The organism is Sinorhizobium chiapasense (assembly GCF_045277575.1).
GTDB lineage: Bacteria > Pseudomonadota > Alphaproteobacteria > Rhizobiales > Rhizobiaceae > Ensifer > Ensifer chiapasense_A.
This window is the reverse complement of sequence record NZ_CP144207.1, coordinates 75,568-98,535: the sequence shown is the minus strand read 5'-3', so window position 1 is coordinate 98,535 and position 22,968 is coordinate 75,568. Positions and strand designations below refer to the sequence as shown.

The window sequence follows — 22,968 nt, the reverse complement described above, 5'->3', positions numbered from 1 at the left end:
GTTTGCGGTGTCTGAAGGGGGCTTGGAATGGAACGTCTGCTCATTACCGGCGCGGCGGGTCAGCTTGGGCGCGTGATGCGCACAAAGCTCGCCGGGCTTGCTGACACGGTCCGGCTTGCAGATCGTGCAGGTCTAGGCACCCCGGCTGACCATGAGGAGCTCGTCCAATGCGATCTTGCCGACGCTCAAGCGGTGAACGCCATGGTCGCCGGCTGCGACGGTATCGTCCATCTTGGCGGGGCGTCGACCGAAGGGCCGTTTGAGGGGATCGTGCGCGGAAACATCTCCGGTCTTTACAATCTCTTCGAGGCCGCCCGTGCGAATGGCCGCCCGCGCATCGTCTTTGCCAGTTCCAACCATACGATCGACTGTTATCCGCAAGCCGAACGGCTCGGCCCGGATGTTCCGTTCCGCCCGGATGGACTCTATGCGGTCTCAAAATGCTTCGGCGAGGCGCTTGCCCGCATGTATTTCGAGAAGTTCGGGCAGGAAACGGCGCTTGTTCGCATCGGCTCCTGTACGCCAGAGCCAACGAACCACCGGATGTTATCGACCTGGCTTTCTCATGAAGACTTCGCGTCGCTTATCGAGGCGGTCTTCCGCGTACCGGTTTTGGGCTGCCCCGTCATCTGGGGCGCATCGGCGAATGATGCCGGGTGGTGGGACAACACCCATCTTGGCTGGCTCGGCTGGAAACCCAGGGATAATGCCGAACATTTCCGGGCGGGCGTCGCGGAGGCCGTGCCGCAGCCTGGCTCCGACAAATCCATTGCCCGCTTTCAGGGCGGTGCCTATGTCGACAATCCGATCTTTAAGGAGTGATGAATGGCTTTCGAACCGCATGGCAAACATCTGGTCGCAGGCGAATGGATCGCAACTGCGCAGAAATTTACGAGCGAACCGACAAGTGGCCCTGCCTTTGAATTCTCCGTCGGAACGATGGAACTGGTTGATCAGGCGGCAAAAGCCGCAGAGGACGCCTTCTGGACCTATGGCCACTCCACTCGGGAGGAGCGCGCAGCCTTCCTCGAAACCGTCGCCGACGAGATAGAGGCGCGCGGGGCGGCGATCACCGAGATCGGGAGTTCGGAAACCGGGCTGCCAGCCGCCCGGCTCGAGGGCGAGCGTGCCCGAACCACCAGCCAACTTCGGCTGTTTGCCGCCCACATTTGCAAGGGCGAGTACCTCGACAGGCGACGCGACGAGGCCTTGCCGGACCGCAACCCCCTGCCCCGCCCCGACATTCGCCTGATCCAGCGCCCGATCGGTCCTGTTGCCGTCTTCGGCGCCTCCAACTTTCCGTTGGCGTTTTCGACTATGGGCGGTGATACCGCCTCGGCTCTTGCCGCAGGCTGCCCCGTCATCGTCAAGGGCCACTCGGCACATCCGGGGACCGGCGAGATCGTCGCTGAGGCAGCTCTGGCCGCGGTCATGGCGCACGGATTGCACCCGGGCGTCTTTTCGTTGATCCAGGGCGGGCGCCGCGATGTTGGAACCGGGCTCGTAACGCATCCGTTGATCAAGGCGGTCGGCTTCACCGGCTCTCTGGCAGGTGGACGGGCACTGTTTGATCTGTGCGCAGGACGACCGGAACCCATCCCCTTCTTCGGCGAACTCGGCTCGGTGAACCCGATGTTCCTCCTGCCCGACGCGATCACGGCGCGCGGCGAGGAGATCGCCAAGGGGTGGGCAGGTTCGCTTACCATGGGCGCCGGGCAGTTTTGCACCAATCCGGGCATCGCGGTGATCCTTGCCGAGCAGGCTCCCGCCTTCGCGCAAGCCGCTCGCGCCGCGCTTTTAGACGTTGCACCGCAGGTGATGCTCACCGACGGCATTGCCAGAGCCTACCGCGACGGGCGTGACCGCATCACGGCGGGAGTTGGCGTCCGCCATATCCTCGGCTCAGATTGCGAGAACCGCGATGCAACGCCCAATCTCTTTCTCGTTGCGGCTCGGGATTGGCTCGGCAATCACGCCCTTTCAGAGGAGGTTTTCGGGCCACTTGGCCTGATCGTCACGGTCGAGAATCCCGAAGAGATGATTGAGGTCGCGAATTGCTTCGCAGGACAGTTGACAGCAACCCTCCATCTTGACGCGGGCGACACCGATCTCGCTCGCAAGCTCATGGTGATCCTTGAACGCAAGGCGGGCCGCATCCTGGTCAACGGCTATCCGACAGGCGTCGAGGTCTGCGATGCGATGGTTCACGGTGGCCCGTACCCGGCCTCGACCAACTTCGGCGCAAGCTCGGTCGGAACCATGGCCATTCGCCGGTTTCTAAGACCCGTTTCCTATCAGAACATTCCTGAACGGCTGATGCCTTGGGATCTGAGGTCGGCATAGCGGCGGATTGCGCCATCACCCCTTGATGGCGTATCCACAAACGGACCGACAGTGATCTTGGAAACGGCCTATTGCATGATGACAGCGACGACTTCCGATCCCTCCGCCTCCCAGGGCAAGACGCTCGTGGCGCAGGTTACGGATGCTCTTCGTTCCCAGATATCCAAGGGGCGTTACAATCCTGGAGACCGCCTGCCGTCTGAATCAAAGCTCACCCAGGAATTCGGCGTGAGCCGCACAGTGGTGCGCGAGGCGATTGCGGCCCTGCGCTCCGACGGCCTGGTTGAGCCCCGGCAAGGAGCGGGCGTTTTCCTTTTGGAGCAGGCTGCGTCCGTGCGGCGGCCGTTTCAACAGGTCGACCTCACGCGGGTATCGTCGCTGATCGAGATGCTGGAGCTTAGAACCGCAGTCGAGGGCGACGCGGCGGCACTTGCGGCCCTTCGCCGCTCGCCCGGTCAGGAAGGCAAGCTCATCGAGGCCTTTGACGCCTTCAGGGCCTGCGCGGCTGCAGGGAAACCGACCGCGGAGGCCGATTTCGCCTTCCACATCGCGATCGCCGAGGCAACCAACAATCCGCGCTTTGGCGAGTTCCTTAGGGCGCTTGGACCGGCTCTCATCCCCCGTCGCGCCATCGTGGATAACGGCGAGGAGGCTGTTCTTGCCTCCGACGAACTCAGCCGTCTCGTAGACGAACACGAGGCAATTCTCCTGGCCATACAGAACGGCGACGAGGATGCAGCACGCGCGGCCATGCGCAACCACCTCAAGAATAGCCAGATACGCTATCGCGCCATGTTGCGCACTACGCGCTAAGGACGCGAACCCGCGGCCGCCCTTGCAATCGAACAGATAACGGCTAACATACCAGACAGGTTCGAAACAGGCGGAGTGGAAATGGAAGCCGAAAACAATCACGTTCGCGGCACGTCGCTGGCGGCAAAGATCAGCACTGCACTGCGCCGCGAACTGATGGAGGGCGTCTTCCGCCCAGGCGACAGACTCCCGAGCGAAAGCGCCCTGACCAAGGAGTATTCGGTCAGCCGAACCGTCGTACGTGAGGCCATTGCAATCCTACGGGCAGACGGTCTGGTCGAGGCACGCAAGGGCGCTGGCATCTTTGCGCTGGAGACCCAGCAGGACAAGAACCAGCCCTTCAAGGACCTGACGACCCAACGGATCTCCTCCGTGATCGAACTCCTTGAACTCAGGACAGTTTTCGAGGTGGAATCAGCAGGGCTTGCGGCATCTCGTCGTTCGGCGGCACAGATCGAAGCGATCCTCGAGGCCCATCATCACGTGGGTGAATGCCTGGCCACCGGGGCCCCCACGCGAGACGCAGATTTCGAGCTTCACCTTGCGATCGCGGAGGCCACGCAGAACAGGCGCTTCCCGGAGTTTCTCCAGCTGATCCGCTCAGGCATCATTCCCCGCGGCGAACTGCAAGGCTCGGCACCGGGCTCGCGCCCAAAGGACTATAACCTTCACCTCCAGGAGGAACACGGCCAGATCGTCGATGCCATCATCGAAGGAAATGCGGATGCCGCACGCGAACGGATGCGCGCCCACCTTCGTGGGAGCCTGGAGCGCTACAAGGTGCTTTTGCGTTCGCGCACCATGGCAACCGAAGAAAGTTGATCTGAGGGCAACATCGTAGTTGTCATACAAGTATAAGAACATGTATGGTGATGGTGTTATACAACATCGCCGAGGTTTACATGACTCTCCCCACCTTTCCCGCAGTATCGCCTGACGCTGGCGTCACCCGCCAGGTCCTTTCCGAATCCCCCGAACTCATGGTCGTGTCTTTTCGCTTCGAAACCGGCGCCAAAGGCAAGTTGCACCACCATCCGCATGTGCAATCCACCTACGTGGCGCGCGGCCGTTTCCGCTTCTTTCGCAATGGCGAAGCTTATGATTTGCAGGCTGGTGACAGTCTCGTCATCCCCGGAGATACCGAGCACGGGTGCCAGTGCCTTGAGGCGGGCGAGCTCATTGACTGCTTTTCGCCCCGTCGCGACGATTTCCTGTGATCGGTTCGGCTTGACAGCATGACAAGCCTGTGACAGGTTTGCCAAAGTTGTCATACAGGATTGGGGCCTGTGTCGCCTTACTCTCAGGCGAATGACACATGGAGGAACCAAGAGAACCATGTCACCACGCCGCATCCGCTTCTATGGCGCGGCCGGACAGATCGGGACCATTGCGGTCACGCTGCTCGGGCTGCTTCTCCTGACCTTCTTCATCGGCCGGCTGATGCCCGCCGATCCCGTCCGCGCCATTGTCGGAGAAGATGCGACCCGGGAGACCTATGAGCAGGTTTATCGCTCGCTGGGTCTCGACCGGCCGCTCTGGGAACAGTTCTTCTACTATCTGGGCGACGTCTTCACCGGCAATTTCGGCACCTCTATCCGCACCGGCCAGCCGGTGATCCAGGATATCCTGCATGTGATGCCGGCGACGATCGAGCTTGCCACTTTCGCGATCCTTATCGGCGCCGGTCTTGGCATCCCGCTCGGCGTCCTTGCCGCCGTCAACAAGGATCGCTGGCCGGATCATGTCGTGCGCGTCTTCAGCCTTTTTGGCCATTCCATGCCGATCTTCTGGACGGGCATGATTGCACTCATTGTGTTTTACGCCCATCTCGGACTCGTCGGTGGCAGCGGGCGAATGGATCAGTTCTATATCGGCCTCGTCGAGGAACGCACCGGCTTCCTCTTGATCGACAGCCTCATGGCGGGCGAGATGGATGTCTTCTGGTCGGCGGTCAACCACATCATCCTGCCCGCCGCCCTTCTCGGCTATTCCTCATCTGCCTATATCACGCGCATGACGCGCAGCTTCATGCTCGACCAGCTCGGCCAGGAATATGTGACGACGGCACGCGTGAAGGGTCTTTCGCGCAGCCAGACGATCTGGCAGCACGCTTTCATCAACATCCGTGTCCAGCTGGTCACCATCATCGCCCTTGCCTATGGCTCCCTGCTCGAGGGGGCAGTGCTGATCGAGACAGTTTTTGCCTGGCCGGGATTTGGCCAATACCTCACCAGCAATCTCATCACCGGCGACATGAACGCCGTCATGACCTGCGTTCTGATCGTCGGCATCATCTTCATCGGACTGAACCTCTTGTCCGACGTTCTCTACCGCATCTTCGACCCGAGGACACGCTGATGGACGCACGCGTTCAACCCACCTTCCGCCTGCCGGCACCGCTGCAGTCCCTGAAGAACATCGTGCTTTTCCTTTTGAAGAGCCCAACGTCGACCTTCGGTCTCGCGGTTCTGGCCTTGCTGATCCTGATCGCCGCGTTCGCGCCGCTGATTGCGACCCACGACCCTTACGCGCAGGATCTCGCCAACACCTTGCAGGCGCCAGGTAACGGACATCTGTTCGGAACCGACGAGCTCGGCCGCGACATCTTCAGCCGGCTCGTCTTCGGCGCGCGCATCACGCTCACGATCATCTTCCTCGTCTCGATCGTCGTCGGCCCGATCGGCCTCGTCATCGGCACGACCGCCGGCTACCTCGGCGGCAAGGTCGACACGGTGATGATGCGGATTACCGACATTTTCCTCTCCTTCCCGAGCCTCATTCTCTCGCTGGCCTTCGTCGCAGCGCTCGGCCCCAGCCTCAACAACGCGATCATCGCGATCGCGCTCACCTCCTGGCCGCCGATCGCGCGGCTGGCACGCGCCGAGGCGATGACCTTCCGCAAGGCGGATTACATCTCGGCTGCGCGGCTGCAGGGCGCGTCGGCGACACGCATCATCGTCAAGTCGATCATGCCGATGTGCCTGCCTTCGGTCCTCATCCGGCTGACGTTGAACATGGCGACCGTGATCCTGACCGCCGCCGGCCTCGGCTTCCTCGGGCTCGGCGCGCAACCTCCGCTTCCGGAATGGGGCGCGATGATCGCGACCGGCCGCAACTACATGCTGGACAGTTGGTGGCTCGTCACCTTCCCCGGCATCTCCATCCTCTCCGTCAGCCTCGCATTCAATCTGCTCGGAGACGGCCTGCGCGACGCGCTCGATCCGAAGCAGATGAACCGGAGATAGTCCCATGGAAAAGACCATTCTCGACGTCGAGAACCTGCGCATCCGCTACGGCGGTTCTGCGACGGACGCTGTGCGCGGCGTCTCCTTTACCCTTGGACGCGAGCGCCTCGGTATCGTCGGTGAGAGCGGTTCCGGCAAATCGACGGTCGGACGCGCGCTTCTGCGCCTGCTGCCCGGTGCCACCATCACCGCCGGCCGGCTTCGCTTTGCCGAGCTCGAACTGCTCTCGCTTTCCGAAAGGGAGATGCTAAAGGTCCGCGGTCGGCGGATGTCGATGATCCTCCAGGACCCGAAGTTTTCGCTGAACCCAATTCGTCGCGTTGGCGATCAGGTCGCAGAAACCTATCTGCGCCACTTCAAGTGCTCGAAGGCTGACGCTGGCGACAAGGCCATTGCCATGCTTGAAGCGGTAAAGATCCGCGACCCGAAACGCGTCTACGATCTATATCCGCACGAGATTTCCGGCGGCATGGGCCAGCGTGTCATGATCGCCATGATGCTGCTCGCCGACCCGGATCTCGTCATCGCCGACGAGCCGACCTCGGCGCTCGATGTCACCGTACGCCTGCAGGTGCTGAACATTCTCGATAGTCTGGTCCGGGATCGCGGCATCGGCCTCATCATGATCAGCCATGACTTGAATCTCGTGCGCAATTTCTGCGATCGCGTCCTGATCATGTATGCCGGTCGCATCGTCGAAACCTTGGCGGCTGCAGACCTCGACAATGCGCAGCATCCCTATACACGCGGCTTGCTCGCGGCGCAGCCGCGGATCGGCGGCGGGCGTGCCCCGCTTGCCGTGCTTGATCGCCGTCCTGAATGGCTGGAGGAAATTGCCTGATGTCCGTTTCAGTCGAATGCCGCGATCTCGCAATCACCTTCGGCGCCGGCCCGACGGCGGCCAAGGTCCTTCCCGGCGTCACCTTCTCGGTCAAGCCCGGCGAATGTTTTGGTCTCGTTGGCGAAAGCGGTTCGGGCAAATCCACGGTCCTGCGCTGCATCTCGATGCTGACCGACATCTGGACCGGCGACATCCTTATGGACGGAAAGCCGGTGCGCGACATTCCGCTCATCGAGCGTTGTCGCACGCTGCAGATGGTGTTTCAGGACCCCTACGGCTCCCTGCATCCGCGCCAGTCGGTGCGAACCGTCCTCAACGAGCCGCTTGTCATTCACAAGCTTGGTGACCGTGAAGAACGCATGCGCAGGGCGATCACCGATGTCGGCCTGCCGGTCTCGTTCCTCGACCGGTTCCCCCACCAGCTCTCCGGCGGTCAAAGGCAGCGCGTGGCAATCGCGCGCGCCCTGATCCTCGAACCATCGCTGGTGCTGCTCGACGAGCCGACGTCGGCGCTCGATGTTTCGGTGCAGGCGGAGATCCTCAACCTGCTTCAGCGCCTGCGCGAAGAACGTGGCTTCACCTACATCATGGTGACGCACGACCTCGCAGTCGTCGACCATATGTGCGACCGCTTTGCCGTCATGCTCCATGGCGAAATCACCGAAATCCTGCCGCGCGAAGCGATCCCCGGAAACCGCGCGACCCACCCCTATGCCCGCGAGTTGATTGGCGCCTCGCTGGAATACGAGGGCGCGCACTGATGCTCCCGAAGCCAACTCCATTGCAAGGCACACCTTCTCGGCCTTGCGATGCGTGAACAAAATTCTCCCCCGACTTGCCCGGCCCAGTGCCGGGCTTTTCTTTACCTGGACCTTTCTTGCAGCTAGGAACGGGGACTGGAGTTCACCGCCAGAACCTCGATACCCAGCGTCGGCAACCTCGCTCCAAAGGGAGATACGGCAGCGCCGAGCCCAGGAACCCCTGCGCCCTCGTGCAGTGTCGCGAGCGCAGTGTGCTCGATCGCGGAAATGGCGCAGCGGGCTTTAGCTCCGACAGCACCGCATTGATCGGGATGGGAAAGCAGGTGAGGAGCATGTCCGACCTCGCGCCGGTCGCCGCTTCAAACCGTGGCCGGACTTGACGGCAGACGATCATGCCGTTGCCGCCGGCGCCATCCGCTATCATCTCAAGAGGTAGCGGCTGCTTTCCTTCGACCGACAGGCAGTTTCATTTGCGCCCGTGCAAACGTAAAAAGGCGCGTCTTGCGACGCGCCTTTTTACTCTCGATACAGACGAAGGCCCGGGATTACCGTTCCTTCTTCACGCCTTCGAAGCGCGAGAGCCAGGGACTGACGATCATGCCCTTCACGTCGCTTCGGAAGGCCGCAGTGTCAATGACCTCCGAGAACGGCTGGATCGACATGACGAGCTCGTCCATGTAGGTCTGCACGCCTTCATAGAGTTTGATCTGCTTGGCGGTGTCGCGTTCGACCAGCGCCTCTTCGATCATCTTGTTCAGCTTCTCGTCGAAGAAGCTGGTGCGCCAGCTCTGGTAGTTGGTGAGCTTCGCGTCATCGGAATTGTTCGGGTTATAGGCGACAGAGCGCAGGTTGTTGTCCGGGTGCGGCTGCTGGCCGCCGCCGCCACGGCCGAGCAGCAGTTCGAACTTCCGCTCGCGCATCGCGCCGTAGATCTGGTCGCCCGAACCGCTGATGAGTTCGGCCTGAATACCGGCCTGGCCAAGCGTGTTCTGGATGGCGGTTGCCGCCTTCATGAAGGGGTCTTCGGAAAGCACGCGCAAGGTTGTCTTGAAACCATCAGGATAACCCGCTTCTGCAAGCAGAGCCTTGGCCTTCGCGACGTCCAGCTTGTAGCCTTCGTCCGGCAAGGCGCCCAAGACACCCGTCGACAGCGGACGCTGATGCAGCTTGCCGTAATAGGGCATCACCGCCTTGTCGAGACCTTCGTAGTCGATCAGGTAGCGCAGCGCCTCGCGCACCTTCTTGTTGGCGAATTTTTCGTCCTTCATCGAGACGCTGAGGTAGTAGAAGCCCGAGCCCGGGGTTGATTCGATCGTGATCGCCTTGTCGGCTTCCAGCGATTTGAGATCCGGCGCTTGAAGAGAGTAGGCAACGTCGATGTCGCCTTTTTCCAGAAGCAGGCGCTGCGATTGCGATTCCGGTAGGTGGCGCAGAAGCACGCGCTTCATGCCAGGCGCCTCACCCCAGTACTCGCCGTTGCGGGTAAGGATGATGAATTCGTTCGACTTCCACTGCGTCAGCGTGAACGGACCGGAGCCAGCCGAATTCAAGGTCAGCCATGCCGCACCGAGGTCGCCGTCCTTTTCGTTTTCGAGCGCCGCCTTGCTGTCGATGATCGAGCCTGGCCCGTTTTGCGCGAGGATCATCAGGATCAGGTTCGGATCGTCGGCCTTTGGCAGATGCAGCACGAAGGTGCGCTCGTCTTCGACGACGAACAGCTTGTCGGCTGCTTCGAGTGTGAACCCGCGGGTTTTAAGGAAGGACGATTGCGCCAGATTGCGTGCGAGCAGCCGCTTCAGGCTCCAGGCGATGTCTTCGGCCGTAACCGGATTACCGGAGGCAAACCTGGCGTCGCTGCGCAGATGGAAGCGGATCGACATACGGTCGTCGGCCACTTCCCAGCGTTCCGCCAGTCGCGGCTGAACGCTGCGGTCCTTAGGCGAGAGCACGACCAGCGTGTCATAGATGTTGTTCAGCACCTGGACCGTCTCGCGGCCGGTGATGGCGGCTGGGTCGAGCGTCAGGATGTTGCTCATGGTCGTTGCGACCACGAGTTGATCCTCCGGCGTTTCGGCCAGAACAAGGTTTGGCATTGTCGTGGCAAGAAGCGCACCGAATGCGACCGTTGCTAGAAAATGTTTCATGCTTCCTCCTTTGCGGCCGTCCACTCGGGAACCGACCTTCCTATTACAAGATCCGTCTGCCTGTTCCTCCACAGGCAAGGCCGGATCAGCCAAGAATTTCGCCGACGGGCACGGCGAGCGCCCGTCCGATTGCCGCCGTGTCTGCGGCTTCGAGATGCACACCATCGATTTCTGATGCCCGGGTGACCGACCCGGCATCAAAGAACGGATGCCCGAGTTCGTCCGCGAGATTGCGGTAGAGGGGAGATAGCCTCTCTGATTCCGCTACGCTGCGACCCGCCGCCGGATGTCCACCTGGACCGGCTGAACAGGGCGGCGGCGCGACGATTAGAAGCTTCGGCTTCGCCGCCTTTGGTTTGTATGGAAAAGTTTCGACGATCTGCGCCAGCCGGCGCATGCCCGAAACCGCCCCTTCTGCGCGCCCGCCATGTACGGGCTTGATGTCGTTGGTGCCGAGCATGACGATGACGAGGTCGAGCGGCATGTGGCTGGCAAGCGCCACTTCCAGCGCCTTGGCGCCATTGCGGCATGCGGGCCCCGCGTGGTCGTCGTAGCAGGTGGTGCGTCCGCCGAGACCTTCGGGAATGATCTTTGCCCGGCCGCCAAGCGCTTCACCGAGAACTTCAGGCCAACGCCCCTCCAGCGGATGGCGCAGGCCCGTCGCCGGGTCGGCGCCCCAGGTCAGGCTATCTCCGAAGGCAAGAACGGTCTTCATCACCAGTTCCCCGCCCGTTACCGCACGCGATTGTTTTCGATGAAATTGAAGTCGATATCCTCGCCGAGACCGGCTCGGTCCGGCACGTGTACATAACCCTCGTGATCCATGGGGTCGGACAGCGACTTCAGGTAGTCGTGCCCATCGTCATATTCGAGGAACGGGTGCAGCAGGCCACGCTCGTACCAGCGGCAGTTCTTGGTGGCGGCCACGACATGCAGGTTCATGGCGGTGTTGCCGTGCACTTCGCACTCCATGCCGAAAGCCTCGGCAAGGTGCATCGTCTTCAGCGCCGGCGTGATGCCCCCGACGTCGTTAACGCCTGTGCGCAGGATGTCGCAGGCGCCGGCCTTGATCCACTCGGCGCGATGCCAATGCTTGCCGGCTGCACTTTCCGGGCCGACGACGGGAATGTCGAGATTATCTGCGAGCCATTTGTAGGACGAAAGCGACTGCTCATCCATCGGTTCTTCGATCCAGCCGAAGCCAAGCTTTTCGAGCCCGCGCCCAAGTTCAAGCGCGTCTGTTCTGGAGTACCAATGGAAGGCGTCGATCATCAGGTCGATATCCGGCCCTACAGCTTCGCGCACAGCAGCACAGGCCTTGAGGTCCATCTTGACGTCCGGTGCCCAGCTCACCGGTGGCATCCAGGTGTGTAGCTTGATGCCCTTGTAGCCGCGCTTGACCAGCGTTTCGGCGAAACGCGCATAGTCCTCGGGTGTGGCAAGACCACCCTCAAGTTCGTCCCCGCACATGATCGAGCCGTAGGCGAGCACCTTGTCGCGGTATCCTCCGATCAACTTGTATACAGGTTGTTTCAGGGTTCGCCCTGCAAGGTCCCACAGCGCGCAATCGACCACGGCAAGTGTGCGATCGGTCAGCTGCGCTGCTGAGCCGCGTTGCCAGTGCGCGAGGTCCTGCCAAAGCCGTTCGCGATCGCGATGGTCCTCTCCGATCAGGACCTTTTTCACAAATTTGTCGATGACATGCGGGCGGACGATCTCCGGCGCCGTGAAGGAATGCCCCTCGTGACCGTCCTCGGTGCGGATAGTTAGCATAGCCTGCTCCACTTGATGCGGCGGGCCGGGATGCGCGTGACCAGCACTGTCCGAGTGGCGGCGTGTGGTCGTGCGGAAGACCCGCACGTCGACGTCGGTGATGATCATTGTTCCTCCGGTATGCGAATAGGCGATTTGGTTACGCCAACTTGTCTAATGTGAACTTACACAGATATCAGCCAACTTGTCAAACATGTATGACATGTCATGAAAAATGCCTGATAGGGATTGGAGCGGTGGCCCCGCGCGTCGCCGCCATGTCCAGTGCATGGCGCGCATGAAGCGCCAATCGAAGTGGACAGCGCCTCGTCGGACGCGGCCCTCGTGCGACGTCTCCCGCGCGCAGCTGCTACGGACGAGCATGCCCGATTTTACGAAGCTGCCATCGCCACCCAGCGTCCGTCGGAGGACGACGACCTGATGCAGGCGTCGATGAACTCGAGGCCCTGGACACCGTCCTCGATCCCCGGAACGGAAGATGCACCAGGACTGCGGGCGTCGCCCCTAATGGCCGCCGCAGCGTTCCTATATTCGACGCCATTCTCCATCGCCGTAGTGGATGCTCAGATCGCAGCGACCGGTCATTGCCGGAACGTCGCTGACGATCTGCGAGACGGTAATGGCGGGATGGATTTTCCAGAAGGCCGAAATCTTCGGCGTGAGCCACAGTGCACTGATCGCCGTGGTCGTCCGGATCGTCACGTCAACCGTTTCCTGGCGATCACGGATCTGCGTGACGGCCTCCGAGATCGTCTCGAAGCCACGCCGGCTCGCAAGAAACAAAAAAGCGCCTTTTTCCGTGAGCTCAACCCCGCGACTGCGGCGCAGAACAGGTTACATCCAAGATCGGTCTCGAGCGCTTTGATCTGGTGGCTCACGGCCGCAGGCGTCACGTTCATTTCCTGAGCGGCCTTCTTGAAACTAGCATTGCGGGCGGCCGCCTCAAAGCAAATGAGGGTGGTCAAGGAATGGCTCTACGCGATCCTGGCCTGCCAGCTTGCCAAGACGGGCAGCTACGTCACGATGCGCGTCGGCGAGCAGTACTTCAATTAATCGAACCCGTTTATGCGATAGAGAAGCCAGGCCGCGGCCAGATACACCCGCAGACCTTCCTCGGCGATTACCGCGGCATCGTGATGAGTGATGGGCTATTCCGCCTGGCGCACCCTGGAACGGGCAACCCTATTGGATGCATGGGCCACTCCAGACGGCGCTTTGTCGATGCCGCCAAGGTGAGAAAGAAAGGCGGCGGTCCGCCGGAGCAGGCGCTCCGGTTCTTCGAATAACTATGCCGGGTTGAAAAACAGGCGCGGGACAGAAAGCCCGAGGATGGTGAAACGCGAGATCACTGCATTCGCCGCTTTCGCCAGCAACACAGTGTCCCCATCCTCAATGCTTTCAAGGCATGACTCGACGATATCGCCCCGAAGGTGTTCCGTGTCCTACCCCCCTGAACCAATGGGAATATCTGACTCGCTACACCGAGGACGGCAGGATCCTGATCGACAACAATCTTCTGGAGCGCGATATCAGGATTTTCGCCACCAGAAAGAATTGGCTTCAGCGATACCGTCTACTTAGCCAGGACCAGCGCCGTCATCTACAGCCTGATGCTGACTTGCCGCGCCTGTGGCGTCGAGCCGTTGGCCACTGAACTGTCTCTGCGCGATGTTGACACCGATATCGAAGCAGCCAGTGATCATCCGACTTCTGCTTCCAGGTATTTGATTTCGCGTTTGGCCTGACGCACCGGCACAGGTCGACGCACCTGGGTATCTCTTTACAAGCGCAGAACCGCACAACCATAAGGCCCGAGAGCAAGTCCGCCGTCCACCTGATAGCCCGAAAGGAGGTCCGTTCCAGCGGGGACAGAGCTCAACTCTACCGGCTCCGCATCGCAGTTCAGCAGGAAAAGCAACTTTCTGTCTTCCGCCTCCCTCAGGACGACCTCCACGGCAGGCGGCAAGTCCGGGACCAGAGGCTGGACATCCGCGCCGAGGACATGATCCACCAATCCTTCGACAAGGGACTCGGCCAGATATGTCCCGACATAGCAGGCCCGGCCTTTGCCGACCTTCCGGCTCGTCACCGCTGCCCTGCCGCTCGCGAAGCGGTTCGACCAGTGCCCCAGAACCTCGACGTCGTCGTCGAGCGCGAGAAGCTCGTAAAGGTGCGCGGCCTCGTACTCCCGGTTGCCCAAGATGAAACGGTGGCGCCGCGACGCCGAACTGGCCGGTGGGCGCTTCGCCGGGTTGTGAAAGCCGAACTCAGTTCCATGGAGCCCGAACAAGCCCTCGGCCCCCGGTTCGGCCACCCGACCGAACTCCTCGACGCGCACGCCGCAGAGCTTCGAAAGCCCCGGGCCAGGCGCGAGGTCCGTCGGTATGTGGTTGTTTTCATCGCGGGTGCCGGTCATGGCGCCGACGATCAGGGTTCCGCCATTGCGGACGAAGGTCTCGACGTTCTCGTTCCACTCCGGCTTCCACATCACCCAATGCGGTACATAGAGGACCTTGATCCGCGAAAGGTCGTCCTCGGGATGGATGAAGCCGCAGGCGATCCCTTTCGAATAGCAGTAGCGATGGAGCAGCATACCGTCTTCGAGCGGGCTCGGCATGCCCATCGGATAGGTCCTGTAGGCCTCCTGATTGTCGAAGTCGGCTCCCGCGATCGCGACGTCCATGCGCACGGTGGTGCCGAGGAGGTCCTTCTTGATCCTGCCGATGTCCTCGGCGAACTGCTTTGCCTCCTGATAGCGGCGGCGAGGCACATCGTCGTGGTCGATGATACCCATCCAGTAGATCTCCGCGCCGAAGTGCGCCGGTCGCCAGCGGAAGAACAGGAGGCCGTCGGCGCCACGCGCGACGGAGCTCAGCGCCATCCGGCGCATCTCGCCCGGTTCCGGCGTCATGGTCGAGAAACCCGGCTGACTGCCGAACCCGGACGCCTGCTCCGGCACGATGAAGTTGCCGGAATAGGCGCGGCAGACGTCGAGATGCAGCGCCTGAGTGGCGGGATGGCCGCCCGCCCGGCGCATCTCGTCGTAGAGCATGGGGTAGATGTCGAAGCCGAGGAAGTCGAGATTCTCACCGAACTGGCCGCGGAGGTCGATGTCTTCGAGCTGTCCGAGATTATGGAAGATAAACCATTCCGAATTGGCTCTGCGCAGGATTTCAACCTGGTCATGCTGGAAGGCGGCCGTCGCATGGGCGAGGAAGCGATGGTAGTCCTGCATGTGCCCGGGCGCGACAAATCCCGGATTGTCCTTTCTCGGGATGGCGATCTGGTCGAAACTGTCATAGGCGAGCGCCCAGAAGTTTCCGCCCCAGGCAGAGTTCAGCTTGTCGATCGTCTCATACCGATCGTGGAGATAACGGCGGAATTCGCGCTCGCTCGCTTCGGAATAGGAGGTCGAAGCGGTCGTGTTCAACTCGTTGTCTGTCTGCCAGCCGATGACATTTGGATTGCCCGCATAGTGGCGCGCCAGGGCCTCGGTGATGCGCCGGCTATGCATGCGGTAGACGGGGCTGTTGGTGTCCGCATGCTGGCGGGAACCGTGCGTGGCAGTTCGGCCGCGTTCGTCGACGCGCAGCACTTCCGGATAGGTCGCGGTCAGCCAGCGCGGCGGCGTCGCGGTCGGCGTACAGAAGATGGTCTTCACGCCTTCCGCGGCAAGCACGGCGATGGCCCGATCGAACAGCGAAAAGTCGAACACCCCTTCCCTCGGCTCCATCAGATGCCAGGCGAATTCGCCGAGGCGGACCACGTTGAACCCGGCGGCCGCAATGCGCTCTGCATCCCGCAGCCAGTAGCTCTCGTCGACATGCTCCGGATAATGCGGCACGCCGAGCAGGAAATCGTCGAAGTTCAGGGTGCGCCAGACCGAGAGCGGCGCGGGAGGGGTACGCTTCATGATTTTGTCCTTGCTTAGATTTTCGCCACGGCCTTGGGAGGCGTGATGGTGCTGCCGTCAGCGGCGAAGAGGTAGGCGTCGGTGGGATCGAAGCCGAGCGACACCGCGCTGCCGTTGTGGAAGGGCTTGACGTCGGCGATCTGCACGGTGAAGACGTTGGTGCCGCTGTCAGATCCGGTGGTGACCAATGGCCCCGCATCGACATAGACGATCGTCTCGCGGCCAAGATATTCCGTCAGCCTGACGCTTCCCGCGAAGCGGATCTGCGCTGCCGCATCATCGAGCCGCAGCCTCTCCGGCCGGATGCCCAGGGTCACGGCGTCGCCGACGCTCACCTTTCCGGCGAGAGCCTCAAACCCCACATCGAGCCCGCCGGCGCAGACGACCCTCGCAGAGGATCCGCTGGCTTCGGTCACCCGGCCAGCGACGAAGTTCATGCGGGGGGCGCCGAGAAAGCCGGCGACGAACACGTTGTCCGGATTGTTATAGAGCTCGAGCGGCGCCCCGACCTGTTCGATCCTGCCGCGATTGAGGACGACGATCCGGCTCGCCATGGTCATCGCCTCGACCTGATCGTGCGTGACGTAGATCATGGTCGATCCGAGCTCAGCATGAAGCGTGGACAGCTCGACTCGCATCTGCGTTCGCAGTGCCGCGTCCAGGTTGGACAGCGGTTCATCGAAGAGGAAGACGTCGGGCGACCGGGTGATCGCCCGCCCGATGGCGACGCGCTGACGCTGGCCGCCCGAGAGCTGCTTCGGCTTCTTTTCGAGCTGCTCCTCGAGCCTGAGAATTCTCGCGGCCCTCGCGACAGCCGCGTCGATCTCCGCCTTTGGCCGCTTCGCCATCCTGAGGCCGAACCCCATGTTTTCGGCGACCGTCATGTGCGGATAGAGCGCATAGGACTGGAACACCATCGCGATGCCGCGGTCGCCGGGCTCGAGCCTGGTGACGTCCCGTCCGCTGATGCGGAGCGTTCCAGCGCTCGTGGTCTCAAGGCCGGCGATCGTCTTCAAGAGGGTCGACTTTCCACAGCCGGAGGGGCCGACCATGACCACGAACTCGCCCTCTTCGATCGTCAGGTTGACGTCCTTCAGGGCATGGAAGCCGCCATAGTGTTTCTCGATGTTGATCAGTTCAACGCTCGTCATGTGAAGGATTCCTTGAATTCTGCTCAGCCTTTGACCGCACCGACCGTCAGGCCGGCGATGAAGTGGCGCTGCATGAGAAAGAACATCACCACCGGCGGGATCGCGACCAGGATCGTTGCCGCGGCCACCAGGTTCCATGCGGACACCCATTCGCCGCGAAGGTTGTTCAGCCCCGCGGTCACCGGTTTGACCGCGTCGCTCTGGGTCAGCACGATCGCCCAGAAATAATCGTTCCAGACGAAGGTGAAGGTGAGAATCGCGAGCGCCGCAAGCGCCGGCCGGACCAACGGAAGCACCACATGCCAGAGCGTCTGCCACGGCGAGGCGCCTTCCGCCCGGGCCGCCTGGAACAGTTCGTCCGGCAATGCCGATATGAAGTTGCGCATGAAAAGCGTCGCGAAGCCCGTCTGAAAGGCCACGTGGAAGACGATCAGTGCGTAGTAGGTGTCGTAGAGCCCGATCGAGACCATGAGGTCGCGGACCGGGATCATCATGATCTGGGCCGGAAGGAAGTTGCCGCCGACGAACAGCGCGAATATCAGGTTCGCCCCGCGGAACCGATACCGCGACAGGACGTAGCCGGTGAGCGTCGACAGAACGAGCACGCCGACGACCGATGGCAGCGTCACGATCAGGCTATTGAGGAAGTATTGCGCCATGGCGGTCTGCGTGAACACCGCCGTGTAGTTTTCGATGAAGTTGAAACTCTTCGGCCAACCCCAATAATTGCCCGCCATCACCTCCTCGAACGACCTGAGCGACGTCGCCATGACCGCCATTAGCGGCACGAGCCAAAGGGCAAGGATCAGCACCACCATCAACGCATATGCAAACCGCCGGATCGGCGCGTCTTCGGCAAGCGGTCTCGGATACATCAGACGCCCTCCCGTTCGGGCTTGAGAAGGGTGCGCAGGTACCAGGCGATGAAGGCTGCCATGATCACGAAGAGCACGGTGGCGATCGCGGCTCCGTAACCGAAGCGGTAGGAGAAGATCGATTGCTCGTACATCTGGTAGGCGAGTACCGTCGAGGAGCCGAAGGGGCCACCGGAGGTCATCACCGCCACCATGTCGAAGGACCGCAATGCGCCAATGACCGTTACCGCGAGCGCAATGAAGCTGACCTCGCGCAGTTGCGGCAGGATCACATGGATGAGCATCGGCCATCCGCGCGCGCCATCGACCCGTCCCGCTCCAATGAGATCATCGCTCAGATTGTTGAGGCCCGCCAGGAAGAGCACGAGGCAGAAGGCGACCTGCGGCCAGAGCGCCGCCACGACGACCGCGAAAGTGACGAGATGCTCGTCCGAAAGCAGCGCCGGGGCTGTCGCTCCGAAGGAGCTGAAGATGAGCGACAGCAGACCGAACGTGGGATCATAGACCCAGGTGAAGACGACGCCGACGGTGACGGACGCCAGCACCAGGGGCACGAAGAAGAGCGACTTCATGACCCGCATGCCGCGGATGGGTTGATTGAGCAGCAGCGCCAGCGCCAGGCCCAGCGGCGGCGCAAGCATGAACATGGCGAGCCAGATCAGGTTGTTCTTGAGCGATACATAGAACTGCGGGTCGTCCAGCAGCCGCGCGTAGTTCGCGAGCCCCACCCATTGCTTTGCCCCGACACCATCCCAGTCGAAGAAGGAAACCCAGATGGTCTGCGCGGACGCCAGGATGATCACCACCCCGAACAGCAAGGCTCCGGGCATGATGAACAGGGCCGGCGCTATCCAATGCCGATGATTTCGCCAGAAGGTAGACATTCAGGATCACTCACGAAGGCTTTGAAACGTGGCCGCACTCGCCGGAAGCAGGCAGGGCCACAGGTGTGCGCCGCGGCCCTACCCTGTTGCGGCCGCCCTTGGGAGTGGAGAGCGGCCGCGCGAGGCTCAGGCTTTGAAGATGCGCTTGCGCGTCGCTTCGAGCCGTTCGAGGATCTGGTCGCGCCGCTCTGGCTTGGCCATGAACTCCTGGAAGCCCTTCAGGCCCTCTTGCGCCATGTCGGGGTCGGTGTCGCGGTCGTAATATTGCGCCGAGCCTTCGACGGTCTTGAGCGACTCGACGGCGGCGTTGACGAGCGGGTCCTTGCTCGGCGGGCAGTCATTGCGCGGCGGAACCGCACTTTCGGTCTCGAGGAAGGCCGACAGGTTGTCCGGCTTGTATAAGAAGGCCAGGAAGTCGCGCGCGTTTTCCTTGTTCTTGGCATTCTTCGGCACATGAATCGAGTTCAGCGCGAAATCCTCGTACCGCGCCATGCCCTGGACGATCTCAGGGAACGGGGTGAATGCGATCTGGTCCTGCTGGTCTTCCGGGAAGCCGTATTTGATGAAGCCCGCGAGATCCATCATCGCGGCCTTCTTCTGGGCAAGCGCGGCGGCCGCCTGTTCCCAGCCGAAGGACGTTCCGTTCGGGCTGAACAGCCCGGCATTGATCAGGTCCGCCCACTTGTCGAAGACCGGCAGCATTGCGGGGTCGGTGTAGGACATCTGACCGTCCATCAGCGCCATATGCTTGTCGAGGCCATTGATGCGCAGGTTCATGTGGTCGAACCAGCCGGCCGCGGGCCACATTTCCTTGGTGCCCATGCTCACGGGGATCATGCCCGCGGATTTGGCCTTTTCACCGAGCGAAAGCAGCTCTTCCATGGTCTTGGGCGGCGTCCAGCCTTTCTGCTCGAAGACGTCCTTCCGGTAGAAGAGCCCCCAGAGCAGGCCGCCGAGCGGCAAACCGTATTGTTTCCCGTCGACCGTGACGGCGCCCGCGGCCGGGCCAAGCACGCTTTTGTAGTTCTCGCGCTCGAACAGGTCGGAGATGTCGTCGAAAAGCTCGCGCTTGACGAAAGCCTTCATGCGGTTGCCCGAGAACCAGAAGCAGATGTCCGGCGCTCCGACGACGAGGTAGCTGCGGATCGCGGTCTTGTGCGCCTCGTGGTCCATGTTGTTGATGGCAACCTTGACGCCGCTTTCCTGCTCGTAGGCGCTGGCGATCCGCTGCAGCACCTCGCGCTGCGCGGCGTTGCCGATGTTGGAGATGATCGTCAGTTCCTTGCTCTGCGCGATGGCCGGAGCGCCGAGCGTCATTCCCGCAAGCGCCGTGCCCGCACCGATCAGGAACTGCCGGCGTGACGCCGGGCGCGTGACGCGCTTGATGATATCGTTGGATGCCATTCCATATCCTCCCCAGGACAAAGCCCCGCCGCGCCTGGGCGGGCAGCGCCCCGGCCTGTTGGAACAGAATTTTTTGCGGTGATGCGGAGTTCTGAAAAGTTGGCGCTCCGCACACTCCTCCTCATTGCCAATGGGGGAAAGCTAGCCTAAGTTTGGAATGGACACAAGAGTTAATTTACGAAATAAACTAACTAGGAGACGCGGCGTTGAAGGGGAATGCGAGCACCTCGCGGGCGCTGAACAGGCGGCTGATCTTGAATCTGCTGCGCAACCGCGGCTCCCTGCCGAGAGCGGAACTCGCCTCGATCACGGGTCTCAGCCCTGCAGCCGTCACGTTCGTCGTTACGGAACTGATGGACGAAGCGTTGGTGGTGGAACGCGAGGCGGTCGCGAGCTCAAACGGTCGCAGACCCATCCCGGTGGATATCAACTACGAGGCCCATCTGGCGTTGGGCTTCAAGCTCAACCGCAACAGCATCGACTGCGTGCTCACCGACCTCGCCACCTCTCCGCTTGCCACCTTGCAGGCAACCGTCACTGACACCAGTCCTGAAGGCATGATCGAGGCGATTCGCGACACCATCCCGCGCCTCCTGGCGCAGGCCATGCGTGACGAGAAGGACATCATGGGGATCGGCGTATCGATCCCTGGCGAGGTGGACCCGAGGAACGGCGTCTGCCTCCAGAGCCCGCGCTTCGGCTGGCGCGATCTTCCCTTCGCGGAAATGTTGGCGGAGCGAGTGCACGCCCCCGTCTGGATAGACGACGACGTCAACGCCTTCGCGATCGCGCAGAAGCTGTTCGGGGCCGGCCGCAACCACCGTAATTTCGCTGCCCTTGCCATTGGTGCGGGGATCGGCTGCTCTCTGGTTCTGAATGGCGATATCTACCACGGAAGCAACAGCGCGGCAGGCAAGCTCGGGCACATCACCTCCGTGCCCGGCGGGGAACTCTGTGAGTGCGGCCGGCGCGGATGTCTCATGGCGCATGCCGCCGAGCCATACATGATTGCCGAATGGGGACGCGGGAGAGGTGTCGAACCAACAAGAGACGACTTCGTCGCCTCCGCCGCCGCCGGCGACGAAGACGCCTTGGACATCCTGGAGAACGCGGGATCACGCATCGGCAGACACCTGGCGGATCTGGTTAACCTGTTCGATCCCGAGGTGATCGTCGTCGGAGGCGAAGCCGTCCAGTTCGGCGACGCTCTCCTCGACCCGCTCAAGCGATCAATGGACCAGTTCCTGTTCTTCTCCAAACCCGAGATACAGACGGACTGGGTGCCCAGTTCTTGGGCGAGAGGCGCCGCAGCCTTGGCGACGCAAGGCATATTCGACTTCGAGCGCCTGCCCAGCGGGTGAGTTCTCTCCCGTCTAACGGCCACTGCCCCACGGGCCGTGGTGGCTGTCGGCGCCGTCGATGCGGTCGAAGCCGTGGGCGCCGAAGAAGTCGCGCTGCGCCTGGATGACGTTGGCCGTGCCACGGCCGCGGCGGTAGCTGTCGAAATAGCCAAGCGCCGAGGCGAGCGCCGGCACCGGCAGACCGCCGAGCACCGCCGCCGAGACGACGCGCCGCAGCGCTGCGTCAGTCTCCTTGACCATGGCGGCAAAGGCCGGGGTGACGATCAGGTTGGCGGCATCGGGCGCCTTGGTGAAGGCGGTGGTGATCTCGTCGAGGAACTGCGAGCGGATGATGCAGCCGGCGCGCCAGATCCTGGCGATCGTCGGCATCGGCAGGTTCCAGTCGAACTCCTTCGACGCCGCCGACATCACCGCAAACCCTTGCGCATAGGCGCCGATCTTGGCGGCGAGCAGCGCGCTTTCGAGATCCTTGATGAAGGCCGCCCTGTCGTTGACCTGGAAGTCACCTACCTGAGGCAGACCGAGGATCTTCTCGGCCGCTTCGCGCTCGTCCTTCATCGAGGAGATGCTGCGCGCGGCAACCGCCGCCTCGATGCCGGTCGCCGGCACGCCCATGTTCTGCGCCTCGATCACCGACCACTTGCCGGTGCCCTTCTGGCCGGCCTTGTCGAGGATCATGTCGACGATCGGATTGCCGGTCAGCGGGTCGGCCGCCTTCAGCACCTTCTCGGTGATCTCGATCAGGTAGGAGTTGAGGCGGCCCCTGTTCCAGGCGCCGAAGACCTCACCGATCTCGGTCGCCGACATCTTCAGGCCGTCGCGCAGGATGCCGTAGATTTCGGCGATCATCTGCATGTCGGCATATTCGATGCCGTTGTGGATCGTCTTGACGAAGTGGCCGGCGCCGTTTTCACCGAGCCAGGCGACGCAGGGGACGTTGTCGTACTTGGCGGCGATCGACGTCAGCACGCTTTCGACCCGCTTCCAGGACTCTTCCGTGCCGCCGACCATGATCGACGGGCCGTGGCGCGCGCCCTCTTCACCGCCGGAGACGCCCATGCCGATGAAGGTGAGCCCCGAACCCTCCAGCGCCTCGAAGCGTCGCATCGTGTCGCGGAAATTGGCGTTGCCGGCATCGATCATGATGTCGCCCTTGGCGAGATACGGCTTGAGGATCTCCATCTGCTGGTCGACCGGCTCGCCGGCCTTGATCATGATGATGATCGGACGCGGCGGGCGGATGGCGGCGACAAACTCCTCAATGGTGTCGCAGGGCACGATCTGGCCCTGGAGTTCGCCGGCTTCCGCGTAGAATTTGTGCGTCGCCTCGACGGTGCGGTTGAACACCGCGATCTTGTTGCCCTTTTCAGCGATGTTGAGCGCCAGGTTCGAGCCCATGACGCCGAGACCGATTAGGCCGATTTCCGCCTGTGACATTGCTGCTCTCCAAACTGTTTTGG

22 protein-coding genes and 1 pseudogene are annotated in these 22,968 nt (G+C 62.1%); 13 read left to right on the top strand and 10 right to left on the bottom strand.

The genetic code is table 11. The features are described 5' to 3' along the window. Positions 1 to 27: 27 nt before the first annotated feature. From QM996_RS31640 to QM996_RS31600, 9 genes are all read left to right on the top strand, one after another. Positions 28 to 822: an NAD-dependent epimerase/dehydratase family protein gene (locus QM996_RS31640; protein ID WP_334142054.1), complete on the top strand. Its 795-nt coding sequence runs from the start codon at positions 28 to 30 to the stop codon at positions 820 to 822. A gap of 3 nt (positions 823 to 825) precedes the next feature. Beyond that, on the top strand, positions 826 to 2,343 hold the full coding sequence (locus QM996_RS31635) for an aldehyde dehydrogenase (NADP(+)) (RefSeq protein WP_334142052.1): 1,518 nt from the start codon (positions 826 to 828) through the stop codon (positions 2,341 to 2,343). Positions 2,344 to 2,418: 75 nt separating this feature from the next. Next, positions 2,419 to 3,156 carry a FadR/GntR family transcriptional regulator gene (locus QM996_RS31630; RefSeq protein ID WP_334142268.1) on the top strand — a complete coding sequence of 246 codons (738 nt, stop codon included), beginning with the start codon at positions 2,419 to 2,421 and terminating at the stop codon, positions 3,154 to 3,156. A gap of 81 nt (positions 3,157 to 3,237) precedes the next feature. Continuing rightward, positions 3,238 to 3,978, top strand: a complete 741-nt coding sequence (locus QM996_RS31625; RefSeq protein ID WP_275025965.1) for a FadR/GntR family transcriptional regulator — start codon at positions 3,238 to 3,240, stop codon at positions 3,976 to 3,978. Between the two features lie 50 nt (positions 3,979 to 4,028). Further along, a complete protein-coding gene (locus QM996_RS31620; protein WP_500270571.1) occupies positions 4,029 to 4,373 on the top strand; it encodes a cupin domain-containing protein in 345 nt (114 codons plus the stop codon). Between the two features lie 118 nt (positions 4,374 to 4,491). Beyond that, positions 4,492 to 5,514, top strand: a complete 1,023-nt coding sequence (locus QM996_RS31615; RefSeq protein WP_334142047.1) for an ABC transporter permease — start codon at positions 4,492 to 4,494, stop codon at positions 5,512 to 5,514. Continuing rightward, positions 5,514 to 6,401, top strand: coding sequence for an ABC transporter permease (locus tag QM996_RS31610; protein ID WP_334142045.1), 888 nt, complete (start codon positions 5,514 to 5,516; stop codon positions 6,399 to 6,401). The genes QM996_RS31615 and QM996_RS31610 overlap by 1 nt, the downstream gene beginning before the upstream one ends. A gap of 4 nt (positions 6,402 to 6,405) precedes the next feature. After that, on the top strand, positions 6,406 to 7,242 hold the full coding sequence (locus QM996_RS31605) for an ABC transporter ATP-binding protein (RefSeq protein ID WP_334142044.1): 837 nt from the start codon (positions 6,406 to 6,408) through the stop codon (positions 7,240 to 7,242). Then, positions 7,242 to 8,003, top strand: coding sequence for an ABC transporter ATP-binding protein (locus tag QM996_RS31600; protein ID WP_334142043.1), 762 nt, complete (start codon positions 7,242 to 7,244; stop codon positions 8,001 to 8,003). Before QM996_RS31605 ends, QM996_RS31600 begins: the two co-directional genes overlap by 1 nt. 545 nt (positions 8,004 to 8,548) lie before the next feature. Here the strand turns inward: QM996_RS31600 and QM996_RS31595 are convergent. From QM996_RS31595 to QM996_RS31580, 4 genes and pseudogenes are all read right to left on the bottom strand, one after another. After that, positions 8,549 to 10,147 carry an ABC transporter substrate-binding protein gene (locus QM996_RS31595; protein WP_334142041.1) on the bottom strand — a complete coding sequence of 533 codons (1,599 nt, stop codon included), beginning with the start codon at positions 10,145 to 10,147 and terminating at the stop codon, positions 8,549 to 8,551. Between the two features lie 85 nt (positions 10,148 to 10,232). Further along, complete coding sequence (locus QM996_RS31590) at positions 10,233 to 10,862, bottom strand: SGNH/GDSL hydrolase family protein (RefSeq protein ID WP_334142039.1); 630 nt, start codon at positions 10,860 to 10,862, stop codon at positions 10,233 to 10,235. A gap of 17 nt (positions 10,863 to 10,879) precedes the next feature. Further along, complete coding sequence (locus QM996_RS31585) at positions 10,880 to 12,028, bottom strand: mandelate racemase family protein (protein WP_334142037.1); 1,149 nt, start codon at positions 12,026 to 12,028, stop codon at positions 10,880 to 10,882. Between the two features lie 413 nt (positions 12,029 to 12,441). After that, positions 12,442 to 12,885: pseudogene (locus tag QM996_RS31580) on the bottom strand (LysR family transcriptional regulator); the annotation flags it as partial. On the opposite strand from QM996_RS31580, the gene QM996_RS31575 reads away from it, so the two are divergent. The 3 genes from QM996_RS31575 to QM996_RS31565 all read left to right on the top strand — a co-directional run bounded on the left by QM996_RS31575 (position 12,836) and on the right by QM996_RS31565 (position 13,574). Further along, the gene (locus QM996_RS31575) at positions 12,836 to 12,973 is read left to right on the top strand and encodes a Rieske (2Fe-2S) protein (RefSeq protein ID WP_334142295.1); all 138 of its coding nucleotides are present in this window, start codon (positions 12,836 to 12,838) and stop codon (positions 12,971 to 12,973) included. The pseudogene QM996_RS31580 and the gene QM996_RS31575 sit on opposite strands and share 50 nt — an antisense overlap. An 83-nt stretch (positions 12,974 to 13,056) precedes the next feature. Continuing rightward, positions 13,057 to 13,206 carry a hypothetical protein gene (locus tag QM996_RS31570; RefSeq protein WP_500270570.1) on the top strand — a complete coding sequence of 50 codons (150 nt, stop codon included), beginning with the start codon at positions 13,057 to 13,059 and terminating at the stop codon, positions 13,204 to 13,206. Between the two features lie 119 nt (positions 13,207 to 13,325). Next, complete coding sequence (locus QM996_RS31565) at positions 13,326 to 13,574, top strand: IS66 family transposase (protein ID WP_500270558.1); 249 nt, start codon at positions 13,326 to 13,328, stop codon at positions 13,572 to 13,574. Between the two features lie 126 nt (positions 13,575 to 13,700). Here the strand turns inward: QM996_RS31565 and QM996_RS31560 are convergent, their stop codons facing one another. The 5 genes from QM996_RS31560 to QM996_RS31540 form a co-directional block, all read right to left on the bottom strand. Then, a complete protein-coding gene (locus tag QM996_RS31560) occupies positions 13,701 to 15,833 on the bottom strand; it encodes a beta-galactosidase (protein ID WP_334142035.1) in 2,133 nt (710 codons plus the stop codon). A 14-nt stretch (positions 15,834 to 15,847) separates the two neighbouring features. Beyond that, entirely contained in the window at positions 15,848 to 16,984 is a 1,137-nt protein-coding gene (locus QM996_RS31555; protein WP_334142033.1) for an ABC transporter ATP-binding protein, read from the bottom strand. A 23-nt stretch (positions 16,985 to 17,007) separates the two neighbouring features. Beyond that, positions 17,008 to 17,859, bottom strand: a complete 852-nt coding sequence (locus tag QM996_RS31550) for a carbohydrate ABC transporter permease (RefSeq protein WP_334142031.1) — start codon at positions 17,857 to 17,859, stop codon at positions 17,008 to 17,010. Then, positions 17,859 to 18,743, bottom strand: coding sequence for a carbohydrate ABC transporter permease (locus tag QM996_RS31545; RefSeq protein ID WP_334142029.1), 885 nt, complete (start codon positions 18,741 to 18,743; stop codon positions 17,859 to 17,861). The genes QM996_RS31550 and QM996_RS31545 overlap by 1 nt, the downstream gene beginning before the upstream one ends. A gap of 126 nt (positions 18,744 to 18,869) precedes the next feature. Next, positions 18,870 to 20,147, bottom strand: coding sequence for an ABC transporter substrate-binding protein (locus tag QM996_RS31540; RefSeq protein ID WP_334142028.1), 1,278 nt, complete (start codon positions 20,145 to 20,147; stop codon positions 18,870 to 18,872). Positions 20,148 to 20,353: 206 nt separating this feature from the next. Here QM996_RS31540 and QM996_RS31535 point away from each other — a divergent pair, with 206 nt between their 5' ends. Further along, complete coding sequence (locus QM996_RS31535; RefSeq protein ID WP_334142026.1) at positions 20,354 to 21,508, top strand: ROK family protein; 1,155 nt, start codon at positions 20,354 to 20,356, stop codon at positions 21,506 to 21,508. Positions 21,509 to 21,520: 12 nt separating this feature from the next. Here QM996_RS31535 and gnd read toward each other — a convergent pair whose 3' ends face one another. Next, positions 21,521 to 22,945, bottom strand: a complete 1,425-nt coding sequence (gene gnd, locus QM996_RS31530) for an NADP-dependent phosphogluconate dehydrogenase (protein ID WP_334142024.1) — start codon at positions 22,943 to 22,945, stop codon at positions 21,521 to 21,523. Between the last annotated feature and the right edge of the window lie 23 nt (positions 22,946 to 22,968).

Coding starts and splice junctions, on each gene's coding strand:
- QM996_RS31635 (WP_334142052.1), top strand. CDS start 826: ATGGCTTTCGAACCGCATGGCAAACATCTGGTCGCAGGCGAATGGATC.
- QM996_RS31545 (WP_334142029.1), bottom strand. CDS start 18,743: ATGTCTACCTTCTGGCGAAATCATCGGCATTGGATAGCGCCGGCCCTG.
- gnd (WP_334142024.1), bottom strand. CDS start 22,945: ATGTCACAGGCGGAAATCGGCCTAATCGGTCTCGGCGTCATGGGCTCG.
- QM996_RS31605 (WP_334142044.1), top strand. CDS start 6,406: ATGGAAAAGACCATTCTCGACGTCGAGAACCTGCGCATCCGCTACGGC.
- QM996_RS31625 (WP_275025965.1), top strand. CDS start 3,238: ATGGAAGCCGAAAACAATCACGTTCGCGGCACGTCGCTGGCGGCAAAG.
- QM996_RS31620 (WP_500270571.1), top strand. CDS start 4,029: ATGGTGTTATACAACATCGCCGAGGTTTACATGACTCTCCCCACCTTT.
- QM996_RS31540 (WP_334142028.1), bottom strand. CDS start 20,147: ATGGCATCCAACGATATCATCAAGCGCGTCACGCGCCCGGCGTCACGC.
- QM996_RS31615 (WP_334142047.1), top strand. CDS start 4,492: ATGTCACCACGCCGCATCCGCTTCTATGGCGCGGCCGGACAGATCGGG.
- QM996_RS31610 (WP_334142045.1), top strand. CDS start 5,514: ATGGACGCACGCGTTCAACCCACCTTCCGCCTGCCGGCACCGCTGCAG.
- QM996_RS31640 (WP_334142054.1), top strand. CDS start 28: ATGGAACGTCTGCTCATTACCGGCGCGGCGGGTCAGCTTGGGCGCGTG.
- QM996_RS31595 (WP_334142041.1), bottom strand. CDS start 10,147: ATGAAACATTTTCTAGCAACGGTCGCATTCGGTGCGCTTCTTGCCACG.
- QM996_RS31585 (WP_334142037.1), bottom strand. CDS start 12,028: ATGATCATCACCGACGTCGACGTGCGGGTCTTCCGCACGACCACACGC.
- QM996_RS31565 (WP_500270558.1), top strand. CDS start 13,326: ATGACTCGACGATATCGCCCCGAAGGTGTTCCGTGTCCTACCCCCCTG.
- QM996_RS31550 (WP_334142031.1), bottom strand. CDS start 17,859: ATGTATCCGAGACCGCTTGCCGAAGACGCGCCGATCCGGCGGTTTGCA.
- QM996_RS31630 (WP_334142268.1), top strand. CDS start 2,419: ATGATGACAGCGACGACTTCCGATCCCTCCGCCTCCCAGGGCAAGACG.
- QM996_RS31570 (WP_500270570.1), top strand. CDS start 13,057: ATGAGTGATGGGCTATTCCGCCTGGCGCACCCTGGAACGGGCAACCCT.
- QM996_RS31555 (WP_334142033.1), bottom strand. CDS start 16,984: ATGACGAGCGTTGAACTGATCAACATCGAGAAACACTATGGCGGCTTC.
- QM996_RS31590 (WP_334142039.1), bottom strand. CDS start 10,862: ATGAAGACCGTTCTTGCCTTCGGAGATAGCCTGACCTGGGGCGCCGAC.
- QM996_RS31600 (WP_334142043.1), top strand. CDS start 7,242: ATGTCCGTTTCAGTCGAATGCCGCGATCTCGCAATCACCTTCGGCGCC.
- QM996_RS31560 (WP_334142035.1), bottom strand. CDS start 15,833: ATGAAGCGTACCCCTCCCGCGCCGCTCTCGGTCTGGCGCACCCTGAAC.